Raw genomic sequence first — 26,369 nt, forward strand, 5'->3', positions numbered from 1 at the left:
AGAGGTAAATAAATTTGATTAAAGAATATAAAAATATAAAGGTAATAGGCTTTGATGCAGACGATACGCTTTGGGTAAACGAAACCTATTTTCGAGATGCAGAAAAACAGTTTGCCCTACTTTTATCTAAATACGAAACCTTAAATAAAATAGACCAAGAGCTATTTAAAAAGGAGATAGATAATTTACCTCTTTATGGATATGGTATAAAAGGGTTTGTTCTTTCCATGGTTGAAATGGCTTTAGAGTTATCCAATAATAGTGTTCCAAACAAAACTATTCAAGCTATTTTAGATATAGGTAAAGACATGTTAAACAAACCTGTTGAGCTGTTAGATGGAGTAGAAGAAGTTTTAAAAAATCTTTCAGGCAAGTACAAACTTATTTTAGCAACCAAAGGCGATTTGCTTGATCAACAACGAAAATTAGAAAAGTCTGGTTTAACAGATTATTTTCATCACATAGAAGTGTTGATTGATAAACAAGAATCTAATTATTCTAAGCTTTTAAATCATTTAGAAATTAAGCCTTCTGAGTTTTTAATGATAGGAAACTCATTGAAATCGGATGTGTTACCATTATTAAATATTAAAGCACATGCTATTCATGTGCCATTTCATACAACTTGGGTTCATGAGCAAGTGGATCAAAAGGAAACCAATGGTAAATCGTATAGAACAGCTGCTAGCTTGTTGGATATTTTACCTTTATTAAATTAATTAGATAATTATAGTTATTTCATATTCATGAGTTATAAAAACTTTCCAATGGTGTCCAAAGTGATTTTCGGACGAGGTAGTTTTAATCAATTAGAAGAAATACTTTCACCTAAACGATTAAATACTAAAGCGCCATTCATTTATATTGTGGACGATGTTTTTCAAGGTAACTCTTGGTTAACATCAAGAATTCCATTGTCATACAATGATAAGATATATTATGTTTCTGCAGATGAAGAGCCTAAAACCTCCCAAGTAGATCAAATGGTTGAAGAAATAATCTTAAAATTCAATGCTTTACCATCAGGAATAATTGGAATTGGAGGAGGAACCATACTAGATATAGCTAAAGCTATTTCAATTATGCTAACTAATGAAGGCGAATCTAAGGATTACCAAGGATGGGATTTGGTTAAAAAACCAGCTATCTATCATGTTGGGATACCAACAATATCTGGAACTGGTGCAGAAGTATCTAGAACAACTGTTTTAACAGGGCCAGAAAAAAAGTTAGGAATCAATTCAGATTATACACCATTTGATCAAGTAGTTCTAGATCCTGAATTAACCAAAGAAGTACCTGTGGAGCAATGGTTTTATACTGGAATGGACTGTTATATTCATTGTGTTGAATCTTTAAAAGGTACTTTTTTAAATGCTTTTAGTCAAAGCTATGGTGAGAAAGCATATGAACTTTGTGTAGAGCTGTTTTTAGACAACAACCTAACACCAGAGGAAGCACAAGATAAGCTAATGATGGCATCTTGGCATGGTGGAATGAGTATTGCATATTCGCAAGTTGGAGTGGCACATGCCATGAGTTATGGTTTAAGTTATTTGTTAGGAACAAAACACGGAATTGGAAATTGTATTGTTTTCGATCATTTAGAAGAATTTTATCCTGAAGGAGTAAAGATTTTTAAAAAAATGAAAGAAAAACATGGAATAGAGTTGCCAAAAGGGATTTGCGCGAATCTTTCAGATGAAGAATTTGATATTATGATTGATGTAGCATTAGGTTTAGAGCCACTATGGGAAAATGCCTTAGGGAAACATTGGCAAAAAACAATTACTCGAAATAAACTAAAAGAACTTTATTTGAAAATGTAAGATGCGAAAAATAGCTGAATTTATTTATTTTAAGATTTTAGGATGGAAAATAGTTGGAAACACTAATATATCTAAAGATACAGTTAAAAAAGCCGTTCTTATAGCCTTTCCACACACTAGTTGGCACGATTTCTATATTGGAGTATTACTTCGAAAAGTTTTAGGAATTAAAGCTAATTTTATTGCAAAGAAAGAATTGTTTATTTGGCCTTTTGGTTACTACTTTAGATCCATTGGAGGCAGGCCTATAGATAGAACTTCAGGACAAAATAAAGTAGAAGCCATTGCTAAACTGTTTGATGAAAACGACGAATTTAGATTAACTCTAGCTCCTGAAGGAACAAGAAAAAAAGTAGAGGAGTGGCGAACGGGGTTTTACTATATAGCTAAGGCGGCCAATGTGCCAATTATTATGTTTACATTAGATTTTAAGAATAAACAAAATAAAATCTCAGAACCGTTCTATCCGACGGATGATATGGAGGCTGATTTTAAATTTATGAAAAAGTATTTTGAAGGCGTGGTTGGAAAAGTGTCAGGAAATTCATAATAGTTAGGTTATTTATATACAATTATCAATTTTAGCCTAGAGTTGAAAACAAAAAAGCTACTTATTTTAAGTAGCTTTTTTGTTTTTAGAAATAACAATTGTGATGTAATTTCTCTAAAAATATTGAAGTTATAAATTATAGGTAAAAAAACTTTGACTATTCGCTAACCTTAAATTCCTTCATTTCTTTTAAAGGTTCTAATACATTATAATCTTTCCAATAACCAGGATCAAAAGCTTTAAGAGTTTCGTAATCAATTTTTCGTTTTTCAGTAGTAGCATTATAATTGGAAGTTGAAATGGATTTTTCATCCATAACTAAAATCTCGTTTTTTTCTTTAAAGATACCTTCTACTTTAAAATTGAATGCTACTTTATCCCTACTATCATTATCCTTAAATTTTATTGGTCTGTCAACATAAAAATATCTATCCAATTGATCTACCATGTAATTTGGGTAGTAATGACCTTCTGGATGTTTTTTATAAATAACCGAACCTCTTTTATTTTGTTCTATATATTTAACTCCCAAAAGGAACTTTAAATTCAATTTTTCACCTTTTCGTCCTTTTGCAAACTTATAGTCAGCTCTTAAAATAGCAAAGGTTTCATGCGATACGTAAAAGGTTCCTTCAAAATCAGCAGAACCTCTTCGTGGTTCGTATTCTATCACATAAACCATTTCTGGTCCTAAAAATGTAATATCCTTAATCTCGTAATTGTATTTTTTTGTATCTGTAATAAAATCTAGAATGGTTTTGGATGTAAAACTATGATCATTTACTTTATTATGAACCATTTTTCTTATAAATTTCAATGAGTTAATAGTATCGTTTTTACTGTCTTTGTTTTCCTTTAGTGAAACAGAATCAGACATTTTAAACCAACCAGATTTTACAGTATATACCTTATCCTTATCTAAGTGTTTTAAAACAATAGCTTTAGCTTTTTCTGTTAAATTTTCAACGGATTGGTCGTTGCGCTCATCTAACAGCCTAATGGCTTTTGTTACTTCTAATTTTGAGTTTTCTACATCTTTAATTTTTAAATTCCCTACAAACTCCGTGTATTGTTTTGATTTGTTCTTTAATAAGGAGTTACTTAGTTCATCTAAATCGTTGTTAAAAGCTTCTAATTGCTTCTTTTTAAAACCTGAAGATTTATCTATTTTAAATTCGGCATCTTTTCCAACTATATATTCTGTTCTTCTACTAAAAATATCATAGGAAACTAAGTTGGTTTTGTAGTTAGTTTTTAAGTTTCTATTCACATAGTACATTATAGAATCTATAGTAAGTGGCTTGTTGGTTAAGTAAACCTCACGAAGTTCATTTACTTGGTCGTTTAATTTGTAAGTTTTTGAAGTGAATTCTTGAAGTTGTAAACCTAGTTTTTCAAAGCCTAAACAAGAAATATGAACAGAATCCGAAGGTTTAAAACCCGCTGTTTCTATTGAGAAACCTCCTTCTTCGTTTGTAATAACACCATGGTTTTCGCCAATTACAATTGCCGCTAAAGGTATGGGTTCATTGGTTTTTGTAAGTACTTTCCCAGAGACTTGCTGTGCAATAGTGGTTGATATAAACCCAAGAGTTAAGAATAGTAATAGGTAGTTTTTACACATAGTTTTTATTTTAAGACGACTAACTTATTGTATTGTTACTTATAAAGATGAAAAATCCCAAACGATTTGTTTGGGATTTTTTGAAATATTTATGAATTTATTTTTAGAAAGCTCCATCTAAAACACATAAGTTGTCATAATTACCATGGTACAGTCTGTAAGTACCATTTGGTTTAAAAACAATATGATTATAATCTAATTCTGATTTATTGAAAAACGTATTATAGAAAAAATTATAAGAATCTATATATACATCCTTTTCAGGATTTTGCTTAATACTAGAATCTTTACTTACTATTAAATAACCTTCAATTCTGTTCGGGTTTCTTTTAATCGATCTCCAATATCTTTTGTATTTAATATCGTGCTGTAGCTTTTTATCATTTTTTTTATAAAGATGAATAGCAATGGCTTTATTTCTATCTATGTCCTTGCCAACAATCTTTTCAAGTATTAACCGAACTTGTTCGTTTTCTGTTTGAGTCAATTTGTCTTCGATAAAATTTTGACTAAGAAAATTTACAGTAATTCCATCTTCAACAATTGTTTTAGTGGGATATCCCGCCATTAAACATTCATTGAATTTTTTTTCAGATATATAAACTCCTTGGGCATCTGCATATTTCACCTTCTTTCCAGAATCTTGTCCTAATGCCATTATTGGAACAAAACAAGAAAATAAAAATGAAATTACAAATGGCTTAAAGTGCTTCAATAGTAGGTTTTTAAATTAGTCTTCAGAACTTTCCTCCATAGTGTGATATACATTCTGAACATCATCATCTTCTTCTAATTTTTCAAGAAGTTTTTCAACATCTGCAGCTTCATCTGGAGTTAGTTTTTTAGTAACTTGAGGTATACGCTCAAATCCTGAAGATAATATTTCAATACCCCGAGATTCTAATTCTGCTTGTATGGTTCCAAAACTTTCAAAAGGTGCGTAGATTAAAATTCCGTCATCATCGGCAAAAACTTCTTCAGCACCAAAATCTATAAATTCTAATTCTAGTTCTTCTGGATCTAACCCTTCGTTTGGAATTCTAAAGTTACAAGTATGATCAAACATAAACACAACAGAACCTGAAGTTCCTAAACTACCATCACACTTGTTAAAATAACTTCTAACGTTGGCAACCGTTCTTGTGTTGTTATCTGTAGCTGTTTCAACTAAAATAGCAATTCCATGAGGCGCGTAACCTTCAAAAAGAACTTCTTTATAGTCGCCTTGGCTTTTATCGCTTGCTTTTTTTATTGCTCGTTCCACGTTATCCTTTGGCATGTTAACAGCCTTGGCATTCTGGATAACCGCTCGTAATCTAGAGTTACTAGCTGGATCTGGCCCGCCTTCTTTTACAGCCATTACAATATCTTTACCAATACGAGTAAATGCTTTACTCATGGCAGACCAACGTTTCATTTTACGTGCTTTACGAAATTCAAAAGCTCTTCCCATTTATAAAATTTTAATTTTAGGTTCCAAGAAAGTGGAAATATTATTTAATATTTAGTTTGCGACACAAATTTAAAAAAATATGATAATCGAATGTGATTGTATGAAGAAAATTCACAGGTTTTACATTAATAGTTTTAAAATTTATGAACGAGATGACATTTACAGTTATTCCTGTTCTTCAACAATCATTTCTATCGCTTCAGCTAACTGAAAATCTTTTTCAGTAACACCTTTTGCAGAGTGTGTTGATAATGTAATAGACAACACATTATAGGTGTTACTCCAGTCTGGATGATGATTTAATGCTTCACATTCAAAAGCAATTCTGCTCATGGCGCTAAAACAATCTTTAAAATTGTCGAATTCGAATTCTGCATGAAGGGCATCTTCATAATATTCCCAATCAGGAAAGCGCAATAATTTTTTTTCTATGTCTTGTTCTGATAATTTGCTCATTTTATTTGATTTTAATTAGCTCTAAATTTAATCAATTTCAATGAGACCATCAACTAAACGGCTAACTCAGTTAAAATGTCTTCGCTTTTAACTTGTAAATGTTTTGGCAATAAGTTGCTCTGTGGTAAAACAGCTAAATAACGTTCGTCGTTAGTTGTGTAAACTCGTTTTATAATGGGTTGGAAGTTCCCAAAATTTCCTATGGTTTTAATTATATTTTCTATAAACTCATCATGATGTACTAAGTCCGTACTTCCTAAATGAAAGATTCCTGTTTTATTTCGATTAATAATATAATGGATTTGTTGTGTTAGTTTATAGTCTGAAGTAACATTCATCACTAAGTTGGGAAACACTTCTACAGCTTCGCGCGAATTTAATAATTCTTTAATTTCTTGAATTCTTGGTGATTGAGCTCCAAAAACCATAGGTGTTCTTACAATTACAACTTGCCTTTTAGGTAAGCGCATGAGCATGTTTTCAATTTTAATTTTGAAATGCCCATAAACACTATGGCTTAAGGTCTTGTCCTGCTCGTAACTAGGATATTTACTATAACCATCGAACACGTTAGCAGATGACAAAAAGATTATCTTACATTCTCTATTAGCTTTTAAATATTCGGAAATATGAGTGTGTGCAATTATTTGAGCCGAAAAATGTCCTCGTAAAGCTGAAATAATTATTGTGGGTTTTACGGCTTCTAAAATTTCAAAAACATCATCCTCTTCAATGTTATACTGAAAAAAGTGTTTGTTTTTTTCAAAAAAAGTGTTTGGTATATTATAGGTGCCGAATGTATTAAAGTAGGAGCAGAGTTCTCTGTACAATGCATTTCCTAAAAAACCACTTGCACCTAGTATTAATATTCGATGTTTATCTTCTCTTTCTTTCATATAGTTCTAAATGGAAGAATACTAATTAAAATATAGGTTTTAAAGGTGATATGTTTTTAAGTATGACAGAATAACCTAAATTTTCCTCATTCATTTAAACCCTGAGGTTAAACTGAAGTTTGATTGAGAAGTATGCTTACTGAAACAGTATTTTTTCCAGTGAAGCCAACTTCAAAAGTAAATACAATTTAAGATAAAGCTTGTTTGCACAAACTTAGGCTACTTTTGAAGTTGGACTCAGGATAAATTATTTATTTAAGTAATTATTCAGCTTTGTAAAACGGTAGTTTAACTACAGTAGCAGGTACCGCATTTTTTCTAATTTGAATATGGATTTTCGTATCTACATCAGCAAATACTTTTGGTACATAACCTAAACCAATGCCTATTCCTAAGGAAGGTGACATAGTTCCAGAAGTTACTCTACCTATTTTGTTTCCTTGAGTATCCACAATATCATAACCTTGTCTTGGAATACCACGATCGTCTAATTTAAATGCAACCAATTTATTTTCTAAACCACGAGCTTTTTCGGCCTCTAAGGCTTTAGAATTAGTGAATTCTTTGGTGAATTTTGTAACCCAACCTAAACCAGCTTCAAACGGAGATGTGGTGTCGTCTATATCGTTTCCATATAAACAGTAGCCCATTTCTAATCTTAGAGTGTCTCTTGCCGCCAAACCAATAGGTTTAATTCCATAATCAGCGCCAGCTTCAAATACTTTATCCCAAACTTGTTTTACTTCGCTATTTTTACAATAGATTTCAAATCCACCACTTCCAGTATATCCAGTGGCCGAAATAATTACGTTTTCTATCCCCGCAAAATCACCCACAACAAAACTATAAAAGTTAATTTCAGATAAATTATGACTTGTTAAGCTTTGCATTGCTTCAATTGCTTTTGGGCCTTGAATAGCAAGTAGTGCGTATTCATTACTTAAATCTCGGACTGTAGCACCTACATCGTTTTTATCAGCAATCCACTTCCAATCTTTTTCAATATTCCCAGCATTTACTACTAATAAATAGCTTTCTTCTTTTAAACGATAGATAATTAAATCGTCTACAATTCCACCATCTTCATTAGGCATATAGCAGTATTGTGCTTTTCCTATTGCTAATTTGCTAGCATCGTTGCTACATACTTTTTGAATAAGTTCTAAGGCATGCGGGCCTTCAATTAAAAACTCCCCCATATGCGAAACATCAAAAACGCCAACGCCTTTTCTAACAGTTTCATGTTCTATATTAACGCCTTCATACTGAACTGGCATGTTGAATCCTGCAAACGGAACCATTTTTGCTCCAAGAGCTTCGTGAGTGGAATTTAAAGGTATGTTTTTCATTGAAATATGTTTTTATTTCCGAATTGCCGGAAATCTTATAAATTAATATTGAGTTGTCGAGCAAAAGTATCAAAAATTATCTATTCAATTCCATCTAGAACATGATAATATATCATCAAATATTTGTTAATATTTGAAAGGTTTTGTTAATCAAATATTGAATTATAATTTTAAAGGCTCTAAAATTAACTGTATTTTTGAAAGACCTATATAGTTTTATTCAATGAATGTAACAGCAAAGATTTCTAATGAAAATATTATCTAAAGAACAAATTTACGAAGGCGATAAATTAACTGCAGAAAGGCAACAAATTTCTTCAGATGAATTAATGGAACGAGCAGGTATCCAAATATTTAATTGGTTGCATGTTAGGATGCAAGGGGCTCAAGTTCCTATTCATGTGTTTTGTGGAATTGGAAATAATGGTGGCGATGGACTTGCAGTTGCAAGGCACTTAATTACTTATGGCTATAATGTACACACCTACGTAATTAATTGTAGTACGAAACGATCTAAAGAGTTTTTAATTAATTACGATAAAATAAAAGATGTTACCAAAAAGTGGCCTACACTACTAAGTTGTAAAGAAGATTTTCCTCCAATTGCTACCGACGATATTATTATTGATGCTGTTTTTGGGATAGGATTGAATAGGGAAGTAGATGATTGGGTGAAACTACTGTTTCAACATTTTAGAGCATCTAAGGCATTTACACTGGCTATCGATATTCCTTCTGGACTAAGTACCGATAAAGCTCCAAAAGATGAAAATGACGTTGTGTGGGCAAATTATACATTAAGTTTTCAGACGCCAAAATTGGTTTTCTTTTTACCGGATACGGCGAAATTTACTATCGAGTGGGAAGTTTTAGATATAGGAATTGATCGAGAGTACTTAATTTCGGCCGAAACCGAAGCCGACTTAATTGGAAAGAATGAGGTTTTGCCACTTTATAGACCTAGAGAAAGGTATTCTAATAAAGGTCAATATGGCCACGCTTTAATAGTAGGTGGAAGCTATGGTAAAATAGGAGCAGTAACTTTAGCAAGTCGTTCAGTTTTAGCTATAGGAGCAGGTTTGGTAACCGCTTATATTCCTAAATGTGGGTATCATGCCATTCAAGCTTCGTTTCCAGAAGCCATGGTAATTACTGATTCAGATGAAAATATACTAACAAAAATAGAAGTCGATTTTACGCCTTCGGCAATTGGAATTGGGGTTGGTTTAGGAACAGAAGCTAAAACAATTAAAGCTTTTGAAGGATTTCTTAAAAACAATAAATTATCATTAGTAATAGATGCTGACGCTATAAATATTTTATCAAAGAAAAAAGAACTTATTAAATTGCTTCCAGAAGGAACGGTTTTAACACCCCATCCGAAAGAGTTAGAGCGATTAATAGGCACTTGGAAAGACGATTTTGAAAAACTGAAGAAGGTAAAAGCTTTTTCAAAAAAGCACAATGTAATTGTAGTTATAAAAGGAGCTAACACCATTACTGTTTTTGAGGATAAATTATATGTAAATACAACAGGAAATCCAGGTATGGCAACAGGAGGAACTGGAGATGTTCTAACAGGAGTTATTACAGGCTTGATTGCCCAAGGTTATAATCCGTTGATTGCCTCAATTTTTGGAGTTTATTTACATGGTAAATCGGCAGACATAGCGGTTGAGCACACGGGTTATCAAAGTTTAATTGCTAGTCATGTAGTTGAATCCTTAGGTGAAGCTTATTTAGATTTATTTAGACAACCAGAATTAGCTCAAGAGGAGGAGGGAACTCAAGAAGAAAAATAAAAAAAGCCACTCATAAAGAGTGGCTTTTTAGTTTTTTAATAAATTGATTTTAGATGTCTAAAGTGTTAAATAACTCTTTAAGTTTTTCACTTGAAGGTCTAGGTGCATCTGGAGTTACAATGTTTCCATTTGGATCAATTAAAATAAATCTTGGAATTCCATTAATTTTATAATCTCTAATAAACGGTGTTTTCCAACCTTCTGGAGCAAATAATTGAATGCCGCTTAATTCCTTATCTGCAATCATAGCTTTCCAGCTTTCACGTGCTTTATCCCATGAACCTCCGTGAGATCTGTCGTCGTCAATAGATAGACTTACAAAGTTTATGTTTTTTCCGTGATATTCTTTTTCTAATGCTTTTAAAGATGGAATTTCAGCCTTACAAGGTCCACACCAAGTAGCCCAAACATCAATATAAGTATATTTACCTTTTAAATCGGCTAAAGAAGTTGTTGTTCCGTCAATATTCTCATAATTTTCAAATGTTGGAGATGGAGCACCTACAGGAAATTCTTTCTTTAAATTAATTGCATCAGTTATATATCCTTTATAAGCCTTCAGCATGCGGTCTAAATTTTTATTAGCATTTGAAACTAATGACGTGTCAATGTCTGTTTTAGAGTTATAGAATTCATTAAGTTTAGATTTAATGTCTTCCATGGTTTTATCAAGCTCATCTAATTCGGTTAATGTGCTTAATTCATCCAAATTTAAAAGCTCTTCTTCCTTTAACGATTTTTGAGCTAAAAAGTTACTGTGTTCTGAACCAATACCTGTATAAGAAATAGTTTCATCAAACTCTTTAGTATCTAAAGTTAAATTGATATCAAATCCATTTTTTAAGAATAAATTGGTGCTTTCGTTACCATCAAAAAAGTTATATACACCAGTTTCAACTTTAAGAGTATCGCTAAAACTACCATCTTCATTCACTTTAATGGTTTTTGAGTAATCTTTAGATCTTACAACCACAGAATCGCTACTTTTGTTAGAAATCTTTCCAGAAAACGTCACATAATCTTTAGGTTCTTCCTTACATGAGATAATTGCAAGGGCACTAAATAAGAATAATATTTTTTTCATTGTTAATTATTTATTTTCATCAAAAATAATAGATTAATTATATTTTTCCTCATTACAGTTAATTATTAATAAATGTTTGCATAAAACATTTGTATTGTTGATTTTTGAAATCAATTTAAAATACTATGGACAACATTCACTATATATCTACCGAAACCCTCGATTTAAAGACACTTTACAGTGTTGTTTCTGAAAACAAACAATTAAAACTTTCTGATGAAGCTAAAGAGAAAATCACTAACTGTAGAACTTATTTAAATGAAAAATTAAAGAATCAAGATGATCCAATTTATGGAATAAATACAGGTTTTGGTTCCTTATATGATGTTAAGATTAGTAAAGATAATTTAACGAAACTTCAGGAAAACTTAATGATGTCTCACGCTTGTGGAACGGGTGAGGAGGTCCCGGAAGCTATAGTTAAGTTAATGCTCTTGCTAAAAGTACAGTCTTTAAGCTATGGACATAGTGGCGTGCAGTTAAAAACTGTAGAGCGCCTTGTAGACTTTTATAATAATGATATCTACCCAAAAATATATACCCAAGGTTCCTTAGGAGCTTCTGGCGATTTAGCACCTTTGGCTCATTTGACCCTGCCTTTAATAGGAAAGGGAGAAGTTGTTTATAAAAATAAAAATTACTCTGGAGAAGCCATTTTAAAAGAGTTTGGTTGGGAACCTATAACATTACAATCTAAAGAAGGTTTAGCCCTTTTAAACGGTACGCAATTTATGAGTGCTTATGGTATCCATTTGTTATTTGAGTCTTATAAACTATCTTACTTTGCCGATTTAATAGGAAGTATTTCCTTAGATGCTTTTGATGGAAGATTAGAACCGTTTAATGAGTTGGTTCATTTAGTTAGACCACATAACGGACAATTGAAAACAGCAGAACGTGTTCGCGAATTCTTACAAGGCAGTGAATTGATAAAGCAGAAAAAAGTACATGTACAGGATCCGTATTCGTTTAGATGCATGCCTCAAGTACATGGTGCAACTAAGGATACCTTAGCTTTTGTTGAGAAGACCTTTATTACTGAAATTAATTCGGTAACGGATAATCCTAATATTTTCTCAAAAGAGGATGAAATTATTTCTGGAGGGAATTTCCATGGACAACCATTAGCACTTGCGTTAGATTACCTTAAAATAGCTATGGCGGAATTGGGAAATATTTCTGAAAGACGCGTTTTTCAATTAATTTCAGGTTTGAGAGGCCTACCAGCATTCTTGGTAGATAGTCCTGGTTTAAATTCAGGATTTATGATTCCTCAATATACAGCTGCAAGTATTGTTAGTGCTAACAAGCAACTAGCTACACCAGCAAGTATAGATAGTATTGTATCAAGTAATGGACAGGAAGATCATGTAAGTATGGGGGCTAATGCAGCTGCTCAAGCTTATAGATTGATAACTAACGTGAAAAGTGTTTTAGCTATTGAATTATTTAACGCATCTCAAGCGTTAAGTTTAAGATCAAATTTAAAGTCGTCGGAATTTATTGAAAACTTTTTAAGTTTCTATAGATCTGAAGTGGATTTTGTTTCTGTTGATAGAGAATTATATAAGGATATAGAAAAATCTATTAGTTTCTTAGATACATTAAGTATAGATAGCAACGAGCTATTTTAAGGAGAGTAGCTATTGTATTGAACAAAGTTCTTTAGCCCAGTCAACCGCATTATCTAAAGAATCGAAGGTTCTGAAAGGTTTTTTGTAAAACATTTGTTCTATGTCGGTGTTGTCTAGTCGGGATTCATTTCCATTTACAACAGCAATACCCAATACATTTGAGATTTGTGCTGTTTTAATATAGACTTTGGGATCTACAGAATAAGAGTTTATTCTATAGGTTATATACACCAAGTTTGTATTCTTGTAATAAGTTTCTACAAGGTCTTCAAGAACAGAGTTTAATTGTGGTGTAACCGTAATGCCCTCATTCATGACTACCACCATATAACAAGAGTGTATAGTAATTTCTCCGAATGAAAAAGACAAATTTTTAGACATAATGTTTTGTAATATTTTACTTGTTAAGTGTAGTAAATCTAATAAATAAATCCAATTAAAATTAAAAACGCCATTAATATTTATTAATGACGTTTTTTTTATATAATTAAATTAAAAATTTCGATTAAGATTCAGTTGCGTTTTTAGCCTTCTCAATTTTCACTGTTAGCTCTTGAGATTTTTTATCTAAATCCATAATAATAGTATCGCCTTCTTGAATGTTAGAGTTTATAATTTCTTCAGCTAGTTTATCTTCAACGTATTTTTGGATAGCTCTCTTTAAAGGTCTAGCTCCATATTGCTTATCAAATCCTTTGTCGGCAATATAATCTTTTGCACTTTTACTTAATTTTAAAGTATAGTCAAGAGATTTAATACGATCAATTAGCTTCTCTAATTCAATATCGATTATTTTATGGATGTCTTCTTTCTCTAAAGCATTGAAAACAATAACATCGTCTATTCTGTTTAAAAATTCTGGAGCAAACGCTTTTTTAAGTGCGTTTTCAATAACACTTCTTGCGTTGGCATCTTCTTGTGCTTTTTGCGAAGCAGTTCCAAATCCAACACCTGTACCAAAATCTTTTAATTTTCTAGAACCAATATTGGAAGTCATGATAATAATGGTGTTTCTAAAATCAATTTTTCTTCCTAAGCTATCGGTTAAGTATCCATCATCTAAAACTTGTAAAAGCATATTGAATACATCTGGATGTGCTTTTTCAATTTCATCTAATAATACAACAGCATAAGGCTTACGTCTTATTTTTTCGGTTAATTGACCTCCTTCTTCGTAACCAACGTATCCCGGAGGAGCTCCAACTAATCTAGAAATAGCAAATTTTTCCATGTATTCACTCATGTCAATTCTTACAAGAGAATCTTCGCTGTCGAACAACTGTTTTGATAGAACTTTAGCTAATTGAGTTTTACCAACTCCAGTTTGCCCAAGGAAAATAAACGACCCAATTGGTTTGTTAGGATCTTTAAGTCCAGCTCTATTTCTTTGGATTGCTTTTACAACTTTAGCTACGGCTTCATCTTGACCAATTACTTTTCCTTTTATCAATTCAGGTAACTGTGCCAATTTAGAGCTTTCAGCTTGAGCAATTCTGTTAACAGGAATTCCAGTCATCATAGACACGACATCGGCTACACTTTCCTCGGTAACAATTTCTCGGTGTAGTTTGGTTTCCTCGTCCCATTTTTCTTGAGCTATTGCCAAATCTTTTTCTAGACGCTTTTCGTCGTCTCTAAGTTTTGCAGCTTCTTCGTATTTCTGTTTTTTAACAACCGAAGTTTTAGATTCTTTAACGGCTTCAAGTTGTTTTTCAAGTTCTAAAATTTGTTTAGGAACATTTATATTTTTGATATGAACACGAGAACCGGCTTCGTCTAAAGCATCAATAGCTTTGTCTGGTAAAAAGCGCTCCGTCATGTATCTATTAGTTAGTTTTACACATGCTTCAATAGCTTCAGGAGTGTATTCCACATTATGGTGAGTCTCGTATTTGTCTTTAATATTGTTCAGAATTTCTATTGTTTCTTCAACTGTTGTTGGTTCAACAATAACTTTTTGGAAACGACGCTCTAATGCACCATCTTTTTCAATATATTGACGGTATTCGTCTAAAGTTGTAGCACCAACACATTGAATTTCTCCACGTGCTAAAGCTGGTTTAAACATGTTTGATGCGTCTAAACTTCCCGTGGCTCCTCCAGCACCTACAATGGTGTGTATTTCGTCAATAAATAGAATAATATCGTCGTTTTTTTCCAGCTCGTTCATAACGGCTTTCATTCGTTCTTCAAACTGACCTCTATATTTAGTACCAGCAACCAAGCTAGCTAAATCTAGAGTAACAACACGTTTGTTAAATAGTATTCTAGATACTTTACGTTTTACTATTCTAATAGCCAATCCTTCGGCAATAGCCGATTTACCAACTCCAGGTTCACCAATTAAAAGTGGGTTGTTTTTCTTTCTTCTACTTAAAATTTGAGATACACGCTCTATTTCTTTTTCACGCCCAACTACAGGGTCCAATTTGCCTTCTTCTGCCATAGCAGTTAAATCGCGTCCAAAATTATCTAAAACAGGGGTTTTCGATTTTTTATTGGCTTTAGAGGAAGGTGTGTTAAATAAATTATCTTTAGAGGTATCATCGTCCATTCCGCCGTCATCATCTTGAAATGATTCAGCTTTAGGTTCTATATAATCTTCTTCGTTAGTTATCATAAACTTAAATTGTTCTTTTGCGTTATCATAATCTACTTTCAGCTTATTTAAAAGCTTCGTGGTAGGATCGTTTTCATTTCTTAAAATGCATAGCAGTAAATGCGCTGTATTTATAGAAGTGCTCTGAAATAATTTTGCTTCTAAAAATGTTGTTTTTAAAGCTCGTTCTGCTTGTCTAGTTAGGTGTAGGTTCTTTTTCTCGTTAGAAACTACCGTTATATTAGGGTTTGCAGGACTTAGTATTTCAACTTTACGTCTTAAATGATTTAAATCAATATCCAAAGCATTTAAAATGTTAATGGCTTTGCCATTTCCGTCTCGTAGTAAACCCAGCATCAAATGTTCGGTGCCAATAAAGTCGTGTCCTAATCGTAGGGCTTCCTCTTTGCTATAAGCAATCACATCTTTTACTCTTGGGGAAAAATTATCATCCATATTTTAATCCTTTCTTCATTAAAAATACTAAATTCTACTAATTAAAAACAAAAACTATACCTTTAATTATAGCTTTTGTGCTAATAGACAAAAAAAACCTTACAAAATCAAAATATTTAACAGCTTACTTATTAAATAAATTATCTTTGTATTGTTAATAAAAAACTTCAAAAAAAAGCGCAATAAAGTCTTACTATAACTGATGAATTGGTTATATTAGCACGATTTGAAATATTTGAAAAACTAATTTAATTTATATATGACAGAAGGAGAAAAACTCATTCCAATTAATATTGAAGATGAGATGAAATCGGCTTACATTGATTATTCAATGTCAGTCATTGTGTCACGTGCATTACCAGATGTAAGAGATGGATTGAAACCTGTTCACCGTCGTGTGCTTTTCGGCATGCATGAACTAGGAATTAAGGCGACTGGAGCGCATAAAAAATCTGCGAGAATTGTTGGGGAAGTTTTAGGTAAATATCACCCACATGGAGATACCTCGGTTTATGACGCTATGGTTCGTATGGCTCAAGAGTGGAGTTTACGTTACATGATGATTGATGGACAAGGTAACTTTGGATCTGTGGATGGAGATAGTCCGGCAGCTATGCGTTATACGGAAGCGCGTATGAGAAAAATAGCTGAAGACATGTTGGCAGATATTGATAAGGAAACTGTGGATCATAAGTTGAATTTCGATGATACTTTACACGAACCTACAGTGTTGCCAACAAGAATTCCAGGACTTTTAGTTAATGGAGCCTCAGGTATTGCAGTTGGTATGGCTACTAATATGCCTCCTCATAATTTAAGCGAGGTTGTAGATGGTACTATTGCTTTTATTGATAATCCAGATATTGAAATTGATGAATTAATTACACACATTAAAGCTCCAGATTTCCCTACAGGAGGAACTATTTATGGCTACGATGGTGTAAAAGAAGCGTTTCATACAGGTCGTGGACGTGTTGTGATGCGTGGAAAAGCAATAATTGAAGAAGTTCAAGGACGTGAATGCATTATTGTAACTGAAATTCCATATTTAGTTAACAAGGCAGACATGATTAAAAAAACTGCCGATTTAGTTAATGAAAAGAAAATGGATGGTATTGCAACCATTCGTGATGAATCGGATAGAAATGGAATGCGTATCGTTTATGTTTTAAAACGTGATGCTATTCCTAACATTGTTTTAAACAGATTATTTAAATATACAGCTTTACAGTCTTCTTTTAGTGTAAATAATATTGCATTAGTTAATGGAAGACCTCAGTTACTTAACTTAAAAGAGCTAATACATTACTTCGTAGAGCACAGACATGAAGTAGTTGTTAGAAGAACTACTTTTGAATTGCGTAAAGCAGAAGAAAGAGCTCATATTTTAGAAGGATTAATTATTGCTTCAGATAATATAGATGAGGTAATTAAAATTATTCGTGGATCCTCAAATGCAGATGAAGCTCGTGAGAAATTAATTGAGCGCTTTAAACTTTCAGAAATTCAAGCTAAAGCTATTGTAGAAATGCGTCTACGTCAGCTTACTGGATTAGAACAAGATAAATTACGTTCTGAATACGATGACTTGATGATTACCATTGAAGACTTAAAAGACATTCTTAATAAAAAAGAACGTCGTATGGAGATTATCAAAACAGAGCTTACAGAAGTAAAAAGTAAGTATGGTGACGAACGTCGCTCTGTAATAGAATATGCTGGTGGAGATTTAAGTATTGAAGATATGATTCCAGATGAAAAAGTAGTTATCACTATTTCGCACGCTGGATATATTAAACGTACCTCTCTTAATGAATATAAAACTCAGAATAGAGGAGGCGTTGGACAAAAAGGATCAACAACTAGAAATGAGGACTTCTTAGAGTATTTATTTGTTGGTACAAACCACCAATACATGTTGTTCTTCACCCAAAAAGGAAAATGTTTCTGGATGCGTGTTTATGAAATACCTGAAGGAAGTAAAACTTCAAAAGGGCGTGCTATCCAAAACTTAATCAATATAGAACAAGACGATTCTGTAAAAGCTTTTATAGCAACTCAAGATTTAAAAGACGAAGAATACATCAATAGTCACTACGTGATTATGGCAACCAAAAAAGGTCAGGTTAAGAAAACTTCTTTAGAGCAGTATTCAAGACCAAGAGCTAACGGAATTAATGCCATTACCATTAAAGAGGACGATGAATTATTAGAAGCTAAGTTAACTACAGGTGAAAGCCAAGTAATGTTAGCTTTAAAATCTGGTAAAGCCATCCGATTTGAAGAAGCTAAAACACGTCCGATGGGTAGAAATGCTTCTGGGGTTAGAGGTATTCGTTTAGCCGATGAGAAAACAGACGAAGTTGTTGGAATGATTGCTGTAGATGATATGAATAGTGATATTCTTGTAGTTTCAGAAAACGGATATGGAAAACGTTCAAGTTTAGAAGATTACAGAATTACTAATCGTGGAGGAAAAGGAGTTAAAACCATTTCTATAACAGAGAAAACCGGAAATTTAGTAGCTATTAAAAACGTTACCGATAACGATGATTTAATGATTATCAATAAATCCGGAATTGCTATTAGAATGGCTGTTGAAGACTTAAGAGTAATGGGTAGAGCAACACAAGGTGTGAAACTTATTAACTTAAAAGGAAACGATTCAATTGCTGCAGTAGCTAAAGTTATGCACGATGAAGATGATGTTGAGTTAGATGAAAATGGAGATGTTGTTATTCCAGAATCTACGGAAGTATCAAACCAAATTGAAGATGGCACAACTCTTGATAATTCAGAAGAAGAATAAAAAATAAAACAACAATATTAAAAAATTATGAAAACAAAATTTATAGCAGCTTTTGCAATACTAGTAACTACCTTCTCCTTTGCTCAGAAAAAGGAATTGAAATCTGCAGAGAAGGCGATTAAGAAAAATAATTTCGCAGAAGCTAAATCAATACTGGGTCAATTGGATCCAGCCTCTATGGATGACAAATATAAAGCCGAGTTTTATTATCTAAACGCAGAAGCTTTATATGCAAATGGATCAGCAAATAATGACGATGTTTCTAAAGCACTAAAAAGTTTAGGCTTAATTAAAGGAGAATTAGATGCTGAAACGGCAACGTTAAAGAGAACGATGATCGAATCTTTTATTTCAAAAGCAAACGAAGCATACGAAGCTAAAGATTATAGTGTGTCATCAAAGAACTTTGAAAATGCTTATAGAGTATCGACTAAAGATACCTTGTATTTATACTATGCAGCAATAACTGCTGCTGGAGTTCAAGAATTTGATAGAGCAGTGGTGCTTTATGAAGAGTTGGACGATTTAGGATATACTGGTGTTGAGATAGAATATTTTGCATTAGACAAAGAAACAGGTGAAGAGGAAGTTTTTTCTAGTAAAACATTGAGAGATTTATCTGTAAAAGGAGGAACTGTTATTAAACCTGGACAACGTACTACTGAATCTAAACGAGAAGAAATTGTAAAAGCTATTGCATCTATTTACAAAAATAAAGGTGAAAATGAAAAAGCTTTGAATGCTATAGCCAAAGCTAGAAAGGCAAATCCTGACGACTTAAGTTTATTGATTTCAGAAGCAAATTTATACTATGACCTAGGAGATAATGATAAATTTAAGGAGTTATTGAAGGTAGCAACGGAAAAGGATCCTAATAATCCAGAATTGCAATTTAACTTAGGTGTTTTATCACAAGAATCTGGAGATTTTGATGCGGCAAAGAAATATTATGACAAAGCCATAGAATTAGATCCAAATTATATTAGTGCTCAAATTAACATGGCGGCTATGCTTTTGGATAAAGAGAAAGCTTTAATTGAAGAAATGAATAGTTTAGGTGCATCTGCAGCAGATAACAAACGTTACGATCAATTAAAATTAGAGCGTACTGAAATTTATAAAAGAGCTATTCCATATTTAGAGGCTGTAATGAAAACAGATCCAGCTCAAATGGACGCTGCAATTACCCTTATGAATATTTATAGTGCCACTGGTGATACTGCAAAGTATAAAGCTATGAAAGCTACTGTAGAAAAGCTTAAAGGAAATTAATTTACAATAAAATTAAACCTATAAAAAAAGCTGCAATTAAAAATTGCAGCTTTTTTTTATATCACTTTTTTAATGACTCGTAATTTATGAGTATGCATTCTTTTGTCGTGGTTGTAGATTCCCGAATGGTCTAATCTATCAATTCTTACTTTACCATGTGCATGAATAATATAATTATCTTTCATGATAATGCCTACATGAACAATTTGTCCTTCACTATTATCAAAAAAAGCTAAGTCTCCCGGTTCACTTTCTTCTATAAAACTTAAAGCTTCACCTTGGGTAGCTTGTAGTGATGCGTCACGTAATAGTTTGTACCCATTTAATTTATAAACCATTTGTGTAAATCCAGAGCAGTCAATCCCGAAAGGTGTTTTTCCTCCCCAAAGATATGGTGAGTTTAAATACATAAAAGCCGTTTCAATTATGTTCGATTTAGGCTTTTGTCCCGTAATTACATCTCCATCATGAGTATGGTTTAATAATGATAGACCATTTAATGAGGAACCAAGTGGTATAGCGTAAAGGTGTAAATCTTTATCCTCAACAAATTCCACTAAATCTTTTGAAAGAATAGGGGATTCATCTTGAATAGTATGATATTGTTCTTCAGTAATTTCTATATACTGTTTATTGTCAATCCACCCCTCGTAAGTATCAAAACCAAGACGGATTTTGCTCCAATTTTTACGTTGTTCTATCACTTTAAAATGATCACCATACAATACTTGCGAAACAAGTTCGCTTGTGTCGGTAGGTTCTAATCTTAAAGGAACAATGCTTAAATTACAAATTCCGTATAGCATCAATAATTAATATCAGGATTAGTTTCTTTCAATTACTACTGCTGAAGCACCACCACCACCATTACAAATAGCAGCTGCACCAATCTTAGCATTGTTTTGTTCTAGAACATTTAATAAGGTAATTAAAATTCTAACTCCAGAACAACCAAGTGGGTGACCTAAAGAAACAGCTCCACCATTAACGTTAACGTTACTATCGTTAAGGCCTAAAATTTTCATATTGGCTAAGCCAACAACAGAAAATGCTTCGTTGAATTCAAAATAATCAACATCGTTTAATGAAACTCCAGCTCTATCCAAGGCTTTTGGTAATGCTTTTGCTGGTGCCGTTGTAAACCATTCTGGTTCGTGGGCAGCATCCGCATAACCTTTAATTGTAGCTAGGGGTTTTAAGCCTAATTCTAATGCTTTTTCTTTACTCATTAAAACCATAGCTCCAGCACCATCATTTATTGTTGATGAGTTTGCAGCAGTAACAGTTCCATCTTTTGTGAAAGCAGGGCGTAATTCTGGTATTTTGTCTATTTTAACATTGGTAAATTCTTCATCTTTTGAAACGATAATCGCATCACCACGACGTTGAGGAACTTCAACAGGAACTACTTCATTGTCAAATTTTCCGGCTTCCCAAGCAGCAGCTGAACGTTTGTATGATTGAATAGCAAAGTTATCTTGATCTTCTCTTGTAAATTTATATTCTGTAGCACATGCATCAGCACACACACCCATGGCATTGTTGTCGTATGCATCTACTAAACCATCTTTTTGCATTCCATCTTCCATTTTGGCAGGTCCAAACTTTGTGCCTGATCTTGCATGGAAATAATGTGGAATTAAACTCATATTTTCCATTCCTCCAGCTACAATAATGTCGGCATCACCTAATGCAATAGCTTGAGCAGCTAGCATAACACTTTTCATTCCAGAAGCACATACTTTATTAACAGTTGTACATGGAACTGAATTTGGAATTCCGGCATAAATGGCTGCTTGTCTTGCAGGCGCTTGACCAGTTCCAGCTTGTACCACGTTACCCATGATAACTTCTTGTACTAAATTTGGATCTAGTTTTATTTTATCTAAAGCTCCTTTAATAGCTACGGCTCCTAATCTTGGTGCAGGAACGCTAGATAAAGCTCCTAAAAAACTTCCTATTGGTGTTCTTGCTGCAGATACAATTACAACTTCTTTGCTCATTTTCTATGGGTTTAAATTTTATTCACGCGAAATTAATCATTTTTTCAGAGAATTTAGAATGTTTAGACTAATATAAGTAATCAAATTAGCTGTTATTTTTATTACATTTGAATACTCGAACCTAATCAATGAAAGACTTTATTAATTATTTCTATAGAAATCATTCCCTTGCTTATAAATTAATTCTATTTGTAAGCGCCACGTTTTTAATTGTTTATTTGTTTCCAAAGAGCGGTAAGTTTAAATATAATTTTGAAAAAGGAAAGCCTTGGCAATCTGAAAATTTATACGCTCCTTTCAATTTTGCTATCAAAAAAACAGATGAAGAAATTACTTCTGAAAAGAAAACTATCACAGATAATTCCCTTTTGTATTTTAATGTGGATACAAAAACAAAAGAAAGAGTAGTTGCAGGATTTCATTCTGAATTTAAAGTGGAATTACCCGATTCTATAATTGCTTCAAATAAAAACAAACTTTTTCGACTTGGTTTAAACCTTATAAATACTTTCTACACAAATGGAGTTTTGGATGAAGATTTAAGTTTTCCAGACGATAAGAAAGTTGTTTTGTTGGAAAGGAGAATTGAAAAGAAAACTGTAAAGTATTCCGAGTTAATTAAGCAAAATCATATCAAAGATTTGCTTAATAAAGCACTTACAAACGAGGGGTTGGTCGAGTTTGAAATCCCGTTCACTTCGCTGTTTTTTGACATTATAGAGCCAAACTTAACCTTTGATAAAACCTTTACTGAAAAGGCTGTTCAAAGCGATTTGGAGAAAATTTCATTCACTAGAGGTAGTGTTGAAAAGGAAACCTTGATAATATCTAAAGGGGAAGTGGTAGAAGGCGACAAGTACCAAAAATTAAAATCATTAGAATCTGAATATGAATCTCAAATTTGGACAAAATCTAATTATTATTGGATTGTTTTTGCATATACACTATTAGTTTCGTTGGCTTTATTAATGTTGCTTTTGTTTTTAAGAAAATACCGGAACGATATTTTTGAGAACAATACCAAGGTTACTTTTATTTTCTTTAATGTTCTTTTAATGGTGTTTTTAACTACTCTAGTTATAAACTATAACACCCAATATATTTATGTAGTTCCATTATGTATTTTGCCTTTGGTTTTAAAGGCTTTTTTTGATGCAAGGCTTGGTTTGTTTACTCACGTAATAACCGTGCTTTTATTGGGGTCAATTGTTCCGAATAGCTACGAATATATGTTTCTTCAAATAATAGCTGGAATTGTAACTATTTTAACGGTTTCTGAGCTATATAAGCGCGCAAATTTGTTTATTTCGGTTGGACAAATTACCTTAATTTACATTATTGCATATTTTGCATTTTTTGTTATTCATGAAGGAAGTGTGGATACCTTACATTGGGAAACCTTCGGAATGTTTATACTTTGTGGTTTGGCAACCTTGTTTGTGCAACCATTAATTTATGCATACGAAAAAGTCTTTGGTCTAGTATCAGATGTATCTCTTCTAGAGCTTTCAGACACCAATACAAAGCTTTTAAAAGAATTATCAAACAAAGCCCCAGGAACCTTTCATCACTCCTTAAATGTAGCTAATTTGGCAGAGGCATCTGCAAATGAAATTGGTGCTAATGCTATGTTGGTTAGAGTAGGTGCATTGTATCATGATATAGGAAAAATGATGAATCCAACTTACTTTACAGAAAATCAATCTACAGGAATTAATCCTCACGACGAATTATCTCCTAGGGAGAGTGCTAAAATTATTATAGATCACGTAATTAATGGAATTGAAATAGCAAAGAAAAACAACTTACCCGATCGAGTTATTGATTTTATTAGAACCCATCATGGAACTAGCCTTGTTTATTATTTTTACAAAAAAGAAATGGATGTTGATTCGTTAGTTGATAAGAGGCTTTTCCAATATCCAGGTCCTAAGCCATTTAGTAAAGAGACTGCTATTTTAATGATGTGTGATAGTGTAGAAGCGGCATCAAAAAGTTTAAAAGAACCAACATCGACTAAAATTGATGATTTTGTTGAAAATATTATAAATAAGCAGATGATTGACGAACAATTCTTAAATGCTAACATAACTTTTAAAGAAATTCAAATAATAAAAAAAGTGCTAAAGCGCAAGCTTGCAAACATTTACCATTTAAGAATTGAATATCCTGAATAATTATTAAAAAAATTGACAAAAATAGTTGCGTTCTTAAAGATGTTGTATTACATTTGCAACCGCAATTTTGTTGCTAAGTTCATATTTTAATTCGGAGAGGTGCCAGAGTGGTAATGGAGCAGATTGCTAATCTGTCGACGGGTAACTGTCGCCAGGGTTCGAGTCCCTGTCTCTCCGCTTTTTATTAATAACAGATAACTGTTTTCGGGGTGTAGCGTAGCCCGGTTATCGCGCCGCGTTTGGGACGCGGAGGTCGCAGGTTCGAATCCTGCCACCCCGACAAATTTTTAAGAGTTACGGGCTCGTAGCTCAGCTGGATAGAGCACCTCCCTTCTAAGGAGGCGGTCATAGGTTCGAATCCTATCGGGCTCACAAAAAGACTTACTGTTTCAGTAGGTCTTTTTTGTTTTATATAGGTTTTGTAGTTTTTAGATATAGCTAGTTAAGTCTCGAGCTAATAAGGGAAATTGACTAATTGTAAATAAAACTGTTTGTTGCTATAAAAGCAATCTAACTTTTTCGTATTCTATTTCTTTAAAATCATTAATCACGAAATTAGCCTTACTGTAGTCTTGATTTTTGGAATTGGCACTCTTGTATCCAACACAAAAAATATCTGCGGCATGAGCTGCTTGAATGCCATTGGTGGAGTCTTCAATGACTAGGCAATTGTTTTTAGAGTGTCCACTAACTTTTGCTGCATTTATAAAAATTTCTGGATGTGGTTTGGATGCTTTCAAATCGGCCCCACTTAATTTGGTTAGAAAGTATTGGTCTAACTCAAAACGATTAAAAACACTTTCAATAGTTCCCATCGAGGCAGACGAAGCTAGAACTAGTGTTAATCCATTGTCATGATATTCTTTAATAAGATCTAAAACGCCATCAATTAACTGAAGTTCAGGATCATTTTTGAATAAGTCTTTGAAAATATTTCTTTTAACCTGAACCAAATATTCTGGATTGTTCGTCAATTTAAAATGATCGCAAAGTTTTCGGCAGACGTTAATAGTAGATTGTCCAGTAAAACTTTGGTATTGCGCATCGCTAACATCAATTTTGAGCGTGTCAAACATGCCATAATAGGCTTTTCTGTGTAAAGGCTCGGTGTCTACAATAACACCATCCATATCGAATAATACTGCTTTTAACAAGGATATTTTTTTTTCAAAGATACTGAAGCTATCTTTTTTAAGGTAATTTTGAACAAACAATTAATATTTTTTCATTAACCATATTTGTGGTTGCAAAAATATAAATGTCTCCACCATCTTTAATATTTAGTTTTTTTCTGATATTCTCTACAGATTCGGGAAAATTTCTGGTGGTAATATTAGCTTTATTAATCCCAAGTTTTTTAAAAAGTTTCTTATTGTATCCTAAAATTTGTTCTATTTTAAAAGTTCTTCCCGGAAATTTAATCCTTTCAGTTGATGTGTATAAATGAGAATGTTGTTGTAGTTTATTTATCTTAAATTCTTTTGAAATGCTATTAAAAGCTCCAGATTTTAAAATAGCTGAATTAGGTTCGTATAAGTAGAATAGAGGCAAGCTGTATGTTACATCTGTTGTTGTCTCTAATTTAAATTTAAAGCTAAAATTCTCAGTCTGAGCTCCTGTTAAGTTTACGGTTTCTATTCGAATATCATTTTCATTGGCATCCTTATTCAGTTCCCAAAGCAATTCTTTTACTTCATTATTAACAGCTACAACATAAATAGTTTTTACATGTTTTAATTCGTTAATTCCAACTGAAAAATCTAATAAAGGGGATGTTTTTACTAGAATGTTAGTAGATCGATTAAATAGTAAATCTAAATGTTCTGGTACGTTTGGAAGACAATCGTTTAGAAAGAATACTTTGCCTTTGCTGTCGTGCCTTCTTGATGGATCTATGTATATCCAATCGAACTTTGATGGACTTGTTTGTAAATACGAAATACCATCGCTCGCAATAGTTTGGATATTCTTTATCTTTAATTGCTGATAATTATGGCTTACAATCTGTGATAGCTTTTTATTAATTTCACAATGTGTAATGGTTTTAAATTGCTTTGAAAAGTAAAAACAATCCACGCCAAAACCTCCAGTTAGATCAATTATTGTGTCTCCATTAATAATACTCGCTTTATATTTTGCAGTTATTTCAGAAGAAGTTTGTTCAATATTTAATTTGTTTGGGTAATAAATATTAGGTGTTTTAAACCAGCTAGGAAGTTTTTTTTTACAGCGTTTTTTAGCTTCAATTTGTTCTAAAAGCACTTTAATATCTACCTGTAAATTTGGATGTTTTTTAAGTAATAAAGCAGTGGTGTCAGAATTTAAATTATTATTTATAAATTCTTGATTTACATTATTTAATACGTCTTCATTCAA

Annotated in this window: 21 protein-coding genes and 3 tRNA genes; 11 read left to right on the forward strand and 13 right to left on the reverse strand. The window is 32.6% G+C overall.

Features of this window, described 5'->3' with window-relative positions:
• The first annotated feature begins 14 nt into the window (after positions 1-14).
• The 3 genes from VKY41_RS06205 to VKY41_RS06215 are packed head-to-tail and all read left to right on the forward strand — an operon-like array spanning position 15 to position 2,379.
• On the forward strand, positions 15-719 hold the full coding sequence (locus VKY41_RS06205) for an HAD family hydrolase (RefSeq protein ID WP_500813572.1): 705 nt from the start codon (positions 15-17) through the stop codon (positions 717-719).
• Between the two features lie 27 nt (positions 720-746).
• Positions 747-1,829 (forward strand): iron-containing alcohol dehydrogenase family protein, encoded by a 1,083-nt coding sequence (locus VKY41_RS06210; RefSeq protein ID WP_500813573.1) that lies wholly within the window; start codon positions 747-749, stop codon positions 1,827-1,829.
• Position 1,830: 1 nt separating this feature from the next.
• Positions 1,831-2,379 carry a 1-acyl-sn-glycerol-3-phosphate acyltransferase gene (locus VKY41_RS06215; protein WP_500813574.1) on the forward strand — a complete coding sequence of 183 codons (549 nt, stop codon included), beginning with the start codon at positions 1,831-1,833 and terminating at the stop codon, positions 2,377-2,379.
• 157 nt (positions 2,380-2,536) lie between these two features.
• On the opposite strand, the gene VKY41_RS06220 is transcribed toward VKY41_RS06215, so the two are convergent.
• From VKY41_RS06220 to gcvT, 6 genes are all read right to left on the reverse strand, one after another.
• Positions 2,537-4,003 carry a carboxypeptidase-like regulatory domain-containing protein gene (locus VKY41_RS06220; protein WP_500813575.1) on the reverse strand — a complete coding sequence of 489 codons (1,467 nt, stop codon included), beginning with the start codon at positions 4,001-4,003 and terminating at the stop codon, positions 2,537-2,539.
• A gap of 103 nt (positions 4,004-4,106) precedes the next feature.
• Positions 4,107-4,661 carry a hypothetical protein gene (locus tag VKY41_RS06225; protein ID WP_500813576.1) on the reverse strand — a complete coding sequence of 185 codons (555 nt, stop codon included), beginning with the start codon at positions 4,659-4,661 and terminating at the stop codon, positions 4,107-4,109.
• A gap of 72 nt (positions 4,662-4,733) precedes the next feature.
• Positions 4,734-5,456 carry a YebC/PmpR family DNA-binding transcriptional regulator gene (locus VKY41_RS06230; RefSeq protein ID WP_500813577.1) on the reverse strand — a complete coding sequence of 241 codons (723 nt, stop codon included), beginning with the start codon at positions 5,454-5,456 and terminating at the stop codon, positions 4,734-4,736.
• 165 nt (positions 5,457-5,621) lie between these two features.
• Positions 5,622-5,912 (reverse strand): 4a-hydroxytetrahydrobiopterin dehydratase, encoded by a 291-nt coding sequence (locus VKY41_RS06235; RefSeq protein ID WP_500813578.1) that lies wholly within the window; start codon positions 5,910-5,912, stop codon positions 5,622-5,624.
• 53 nt (positions 5,913-5,965) lie between these two features.
• Entirely contained in the window at positions 5,966-6,808 is an 843-nt protein-coding gene (locus VKY41_RS06240; protein ID WP_500813579.1) for a sugar nucleotide-binding protein, read from the reverse strand.
• A 263-nt stretch (positions 6,809-7,071) separates the two neighbouring features.
• Positions 7,072-8,157: a glycine cleavage system aminomethyltransferase GcvT gene (gene gcvT, locus VKY41_RS06245; RefSeq protein WP_500813580.1), complete on the reverse strand. Its 1,086-nt coding sequence runs from the start codon at positions 8,155-8,157 to the stop codon at positions 7,072-7,074.
• A gap of 248 nt (positions 8,158-8,405) precedes the next feature.
• On the opposite strand from gcvT, the gene VKY41_RS06250 reads away from it, so the two are divergent.
• Positions 8,406-9,959: an NAD(P)H-hydrate dehydratase gene (locus VKY41_RS06250; protein ID WP_500813581.1), complete on the forward strand. Its 1,554-nt coding sequence runs from the start codon at positions 8,406-8,408 to the stop codon at positions 9,957-9,959.
• A 49-nt stretch (positions 9,960-10,008) separates the two neighbouring features.
• On the opposite strand, the gene VKY41_RS06255 is transcribed toward VKY41_RS06250, so the two are convergent.
• Positions 10,009-11,043, reverse strand: a complete 1,035-nt coding sequence (locus VKY41_RS06255; RefSeq protein ID WP_500813582.1) for a TlpA family protein disulfide reductase — start codon at positions 11,041-11,043, stop codon at positions 10,009-10,011.
• Positions 11,044-11,168: 125 nt separating this feature from the next.
• On the opposite strand from VKY41_RS06255, the gene hutH reads away from it, so the two are divergent.
• A complete protein-coding gene (gene hutH / locus VKY41_RS06260) occupies positions 11,169-12,677 on the forward strand; it encodes a histidine ammonia-lyase (RefSeq protein ID WP_500813583.1) in 1,509 nt (502 codons plus the stop codon).
• Positions 12,678-12,686: 9 nt separating this feature from the next.
• Here the strand turns inward: hutH and VKY41_RS06265 are convergent, their stop codons facing one another.
• A complete protein-coding gene (locus VKY41_RS06265) occupies positions 12,687-13,058 on the reverse strand; it encodes a hypothetical protein (RefSeq protein WP_500813584.1) in 372 nt (123 codons plus the stop codon).
• Between the two features lie 124 nt (positions 13,059-13,182).
• The gene (locus tag VKY41_RS06270) at positions 13,183-15,732 is read right to left on the reverse strand and encodes an ATP-dependent Clp protease ATP-binding subunit (RefSeq protein WP_500813585.1); all 2,550 of its coding nucleotides are present in this window, start codon (positions 15,730-15,732) and stop codon (positions 13,183-13,185) included.
• 259 nt (positions 15,733-15,991) lie between these two features.
• Between VKY41_RS06270 and gyrA the strand changes: the two genes are divergently transcribed.
• Together gyrA and VKY41_RS06280 are read left to right on the forward strand one after the other, a co-directional pair.
• Positions 15,992-18,541, forward strand: coding sequence for a DNA gyrase subunit A (gyrA, locus tag VKY41_RS06275; RefSeq protein WP_500813586.1), 2,550 nt, complete (start codon positions 15,992-15,994; stop codon positions 18,539-18,541).
• Between the two features lie 27 nt (positions 18,542-18,568).
• Positions 18,569-19,813 carry a tetratricopeptide repeat protein gene (locus tag VKY41_RS06280; protein WP_500813587.1) on the forward strand — a complete coding sequence of 415 codons (1,245 nt, stop codon included), beginning with the start codon at positions 18,569-18,571 and terminating at the stop codon, positions 19,811-19,813.
• Positions 19,814-19,869: 56 nt separating this feature from the next.
• On the opposite strand, the gene VKY41_RS06285 is transcribed toward VKY41_RS06280, so the two are convergent.
• Both VKY41_RS06285 and VKY41_RS06290 read right to left on the reverse strand, forming a co-directional pair.
• Positions 19,870-20,619 carry a C40 family peptidase gene (locus VKY41_RS06285; protein ID WP_500813588.1) on the reverse strand — a complete coding sequence of 250 codons (750 nt, stop codon included), beginning with the start codon at positions 20,617-20,619 and terminating at the stop codon, positions 19,870-19,872.
• A gap of 18 nt (positions 20,620-20,637) precedes the next feature.
• Positions 20,638-21,816: an acetyl-CoA C-acyltransferase gene (locus VKY41_RS06290; RefSeq protein WP_500813589.1), complete on the reverse strand. Its 1,179-nt coding sequence runs from the start codon at positions 21,814-21,816 to the stop codon at positions 20,638-20,640.
• A 128-nt stretch (positions 21,817-21,944) separates the two neighbouring features.
• On the opposite strand from VKY41_RS06290, the gene VKY41_RS06295 reads away from it, so the two are divergent.
• The 4 genes from VKY41_RS06295 to VKY41_RS06310 all read left to right on the forward strand — a co-directional run bounded on the left by VKY41_RS06295 (position 21,945) and on the right by VKY41_RS06310 (position 24,365).
• Entirely contained in the window at positions 21,945-23,993 is a 2,049-nt protein-coding gene (locus tag VKY41_RS06295) for an HD family phosphohydrolase (RefSeq protein ID WP_500813590.1), read from the forward strand.
• A gap of 93 nt (positions 23,994-24,086) precedes the next feature.
• A tRNA-Ser gene (locus VKY41_RS06300) sits at positions 24,087-24,170 on the forward strand.
• A 28-nt stretch (positions 24,171-24,198) separates the two neighbouring features.
• Positions 24,199-24,273, forward strand: a tRNA-Pro gene (locus VKY41_RS06305).
• Positions 24,274-24,291: 18 nt separating this feature from the next.
• Positions 24,292-24,365, forward strand: a tRNA-Arg gene (locus VKY41_RS06310).
• 125 nt (positions 24,366-24,490) lie between these two features.
• Here the strand turns inward: VKY41_RS06310 and VKY41_RS06315 are convergent.
• Together VKY41_RS06315 and VKY41_RS06320 are read right to left on the reverse strand one after the other, a co-directional pair.
• Positions 24,491-25,147: an HAD family hydrolase gene (locus VKY41_RS06315; RefSeq protein WP_500813591.1), complete on the reverse strand. Its 657-nt coding sequence runs from the start codon at positions 25,145-25,147 to the stop codon at positions 24,491-24,493.
• Between the two features lie 37 nt (positions 25,148-25,184).
• A complete protein-coding gene (locus VKY41_RS06320) occupies positions 25,185-26,369 on the reverse strand; it encodes a class I SAM-dependent methyltransferase (protein WP_500813592.1) in 1,185 nt (394 codons plus the stop codon).

Origin of the sequence: Xanthomarina sp., assembly GCF_035306605.1 — a bacterium.
In the GTDB taxonomy this organism is placed as follows: domain Bacteria; phylum Bacteroidota; class Bacteroidia; order Flavobacteriales; family Flavobacteriaceae; genus Xanthomarina.